Origin of the sequence: Bilophila sp. 4_1_30 (assembly GCF_000224655.1) — a bacterium.
Classification (GTDB): domain Bacteria; phylum Desulfobacterota; class Desulfovibrionia; order Desulfovibrionales; family Desulfovibrionaceae; genus Bilophila; species Bilophila wadsworthia.
On sequence record NZ_JH114232.1, the window covers coordinates 498,244 to 501,925 of the forward strand.

General features: G+C 60.9%; 4 protein-coding genes. 2 read left to right on the forward strand and 2 right to left on the reverse strand.

Annotated features, from left to right (window positions below):
• Positions 1-272: 272 nt before the first annotated feature.
• Together HMPREF0178_RS08890 and HMPREF0178_RS08895 are read right to left on the reverse strand one after the other, a co-directional pair.
• Positions 273-1,307, reverse strand: coding sequence for a hypothetical protein (locus HMPREF0178_RS08890; RefSeq protein WP_005028202.1), 1,035 nt, complete (start codon positions 1,305-1,307; stop codon positions 273-275).
• 153 nt (positions 1,308-1,460) lie between these two features.
• A complete protein-coding gene (locus HMPREF0178_RS08895) occupies positions 1,461-2,015 on the reverse strand; it encodes a tetratricopeptide repeat protein (RefSeq protein WP_232281245.1) in 555 nt (184 codons plus the stop codon).
• Positions 2,016-2,144: 129 nt separating this feature from the next.
• Between HMPREF0178_RS08895 and HMPREF0178_RS08900 the strand changes: the two genes are divergently transcribed.
• Complete coding sequence (locus tag HMPREF0178_RS08900) at positions 2,145-2,549, forward strand: hypothetical protein (RefSeq protein WP_009380266.1); 405 nt, start codon at positions 2,145-2,147, stop codon at positions 2,547-2,549.
• 143 nt (positions 2,550-2,692) lie between these two features.
• Positions 2,693-3,616 carry a hypothetical protein gene (locus tag HMPREF0178_RS08905; protein WP_009380268.1) on the forward strand — a complete coding sequence of 308 codons (924 nt, stop codon included), beginning with the start codon at positions 2,693-2,695 and terminating at the stop codon, positions 3,614-3,616.
• The last annotated feature ends 66 nt before the right edge of the window (positions 3,617-3,682 follow it).

Sequence of the window (3,682 nt, forward strand, 5' to 3'; positions counted from 1 at the left end):
CCCTCCCCAAACCCCACCCCCTTCTCTTCAAAGATTTTTACGTTTATCGAATCCCTGTTCGCGGCGTTCCCTGAAACGGGTTTTGGGGAGAGGCCACGGAATTCAAAGGTTGTTTCTTTCCAACCGTGGAATGGAATCACCGAGCCAAACGGAAACGGTTCCGCATCCGGTACAAACCGGGCGCGGAACCGTTTCCGTTTGGCTTTTAAGGGGAAATAATCGCTTTTCTATACGTGGGGAGAGATAGCTTTCTTGAAATGTCCCTTCGGGCATCAGGGGCAGGGTACGGCGTTGGGGCCGCCACAACTGCCGGAGTTCCCCATATCGAAGGGGAGGCCGTGATCCTGCGGCGCGGTTTGCCCGGGCAAGACCGACTGGCCGCCGAACATGGGCTCGGAAGGCGCGGACGGGGCTGTGGGGCGTGCCGCGGGGGAGGCCGGTGACTTCGCTTTGACGAGTGCCGAAGGGATGCCCATGAATTCCACCAGCGGCAAACGGCCCTCGCTGGAGCTGATGACCCGCGCATCGTTGCACCAGAGCCGGAACTGGGTCGTCAACACTTCGAGGCTGAACAGATCCCAGAACGTCATGGGTTCCGTCTCCAAAGACGGCAGGAAGGAGCGGGTCAGCGGCGTACCCATCTCAATGCGTTTTTTGAGGTTCAGGATGATGGCGAGATCCTTTTCCTCTTCCGCAACCGGGCACCAGATGATCTTGCGGGCGTCGGCTTCGGACATGCCCATCACCAGCTGGCGGCAGGCGCTGCACGAGGGGGAGAAGAAAACACGGGCGGTGGTTTCGTCTTCCATTTCGGGGGCCTGAATCGCCCACGGGCCGACTTCGCTCCGGGCGAGCCCCCCAAGGGTCAGGAGGAAGAGGGCACCCCAGAGGACAAGCAGGGGGGAAGCGTGGTGCAGGGCGCTGCGGTGGGTATCCGCAAGCGTGGCGGCGCGGAATGTGATGTACGAGAGCGCGAGGAGCAGCGCGGCCACCATGCAGGCGACGCAGGGAAGCGTCAGGATCATGATCCCGAGCAGCACGCAGTCCAGCAGGACGGCGAGCCCGGCCAGCCAGCGCCCGAGCACGGCGCGGCCGGTAAGGGCCAGTAGCCCCAGAAGGGAGAAGATCCCCACACCGCCCCACCACAGGGAATAGCCGTTGATGGAAAAGTTCTGATAGAGCGTGCACCCGGCCGAAACACAGGGCACGGACGCCGCATCCAATGCGTTCCAGACGGAAAAGAGAATCCCGCAAACGGCAATCAGCAGGGGAAGATACAGCGGGCTGTGGGAACGGTTCGTCAACATGCCAGTACCTCGGTGATGCGGCCCGTGGGGCGGAGTACCCCTTCGGCGGCTGCGTTTTCCCGTTTTCTCTACCGACTTTGACAGCGGAGGTAAAGCCGCTCCGTTTACGCAAGGAAAACAGCGGAAAAACACGGCCGTGCCGGGAGTCGGCGGCTATTTGCAGATTTTTTCGCGGCGGGCGGCTTCAATGCCCGCGCAATCGCCGGAGGAGCAGGCCTTTTCGAAGGCCTCGCAGGCCTCTTGCTCCTTGCCCTCTTTGAGGGAAACCGCTCCGAGGATGTTCCACACGCGATACGATCTGTCGTCGCGGCGCAAGGCTTCTTCCAGATCCTTGCGGGCCCCGGCGGTGTTCCCCTGCTGGAGCAGGCAGATCCCCCGCGAGAGATACGCCTCCGCGGAAGGTTCGATCCGGATGGCTTTCGTCAGATCATCGAAGGCGTCGTCGGCGTACCCGAGCTGGCTCAGGGCCAGCCCGCGGCGGATCAGCGCCTGTGGGTAATCGGGCTCGATTTTCAGTGCTTCGTCAAGGTATTCCAGCGCTTTTTCCGGGTCGGTACACGTCTCGCCTTTCCAAAGGACATGTGCTTTTGCGAAAAGCTGCTCGGCCTGCGGGTCATGCTTGCCCGACACCCCCGTGGGGTTGGCGGGCTTGGGGGGCATCTTTTCCGGCTCCAGCAGCGAACAGCCGGGCAGCGCGAGGATGGACAACAGGGCCAGCCCTCCCGCAATCGCCCGGAATCGGGCAGGATTGATTTTATTTATAAGCTTATATAGAACATTTTTACTAATGTTAAAACTTTCTATATTCATTATCATATAGTAACTCCGGAGGTAATGATGTTTCGACACAAGGTACCGGCCATCAAGGCTGCTCGTGACCGGCTTTTGGACTTGCCTGTGGAACAGGCCCGAACGGGAGCTTTGGTTCTCGGAGGGTTGCGCCGTGTTTGCGAATTGGCCGACACGCTCGATTCCTGCATAACCGAGGACATGACGTTTGCTAAGCATTTTTTCAACGAATTGGCAACCCTTCCGCATGATGACGAGAGCCACTGGATGAATCTGCTGGAGGATTTGGCTTTGATTTTCCGTGCGAAACGGTTGGCTTTTCCCGAGCTGCCCGAGGAGGGGGAAGAACGACGCCTCTTGGAGTTTTTTGAGACGTCGGAAGAGTGGGATGATCCCCAAACGGAAGTGGGCTCGTGGTACTGGAAGCTTCTCCCCGAGCGTTTGTCACGTTGAATCTTTCCGTGTTCGGCTCCGGGGGCGCACCGGTCAGGAACAATTGCGGGCTGTTGCGCTTTCTCGTATGATCTCCTTCCTGCCGTCGAGCAGGAGCGCCCGCCGGAAACGCGCCGTTTCCGGAACGGGTCAGGGAGGCGAACATGAAGCGTTCAGGGATTCTTGCCCTATGGCTTATTTTGAGCCTTGTTTCCGTGGTGACTTCCGGTTGCGGATACAGGGTCGCGGCTACGATTCAGGCCAATGCGGAAGCGACCCCGGTGCCTACGAAGCTCTCGTGGGCGGCTGTGCCGGGGCCTGCGCTTTCCGCTTCCGCTCCGGAAACGCTTTCCGGGCTCCAGACTGTGTCGGTGCCGCTTGCCACGGCGCTTTCGCTGTATAATTGGAAGTGGCTTTCCAATCCCGATCAAGCCGCCGAAGCCGACGTGCTGGTGCGGATCTGGTGGATAACCGACGGGCCGCAGTACATCACGGAACGGGTCGATCCTTTTTATCGGCCGGGCCTGAGTTTCGGTACAGGGATCGGTTTTGGTTCTTCCCCGTGGCACAGGGGGCCGTTCGGGTATGCACGGCAGGCATTCTATGTACCCGAGCCAAGCATTCAGGCCATTTATTCCCGCGTATTGGTCGTGGAAGCCTTGCGTGCCGACGCTTTGCCCAAGGCCACGCTGGAGGCATTGCTTCCCGCCGCGAAGCCTTCGGGCATCGCCTCCAAGCCCGCGCCTGCGGCGAAGCCGGACGGCGATCCTTCCAAGGGGCCGTATGCGCCGCCGATTGCGCTTGAAGGGGAAGCCCTCGGCAAGCCCCCCTATGCCGCCCCGTTGAAGGCGACGGGAGCGGATCCCGATCAGGAGCCGCCCTATGCGCCTCCGCTGTTGGCCTCCGCGTCGCAGGGCGTCCCGAGCGGGGCCGTGCTTTGGCGCGTTGTGGTGACGAGCGGCGGGTCAAAGGGCAATACCTACGAAATCCTCCCTCAGCTTGCCACCGCCGCGGCGCAGGCCGTCGGCAAGAACATGCAGGCGGACGTGTTCGTCGACAGCGACATGCGCGTGACGTTCGGGAAGTAAGTTGTTGTGGAAAATTGGAGGGGGGAGGGGACCCCTTCTCTAGAAGGGGTCCCCTCCCCCCCTCCA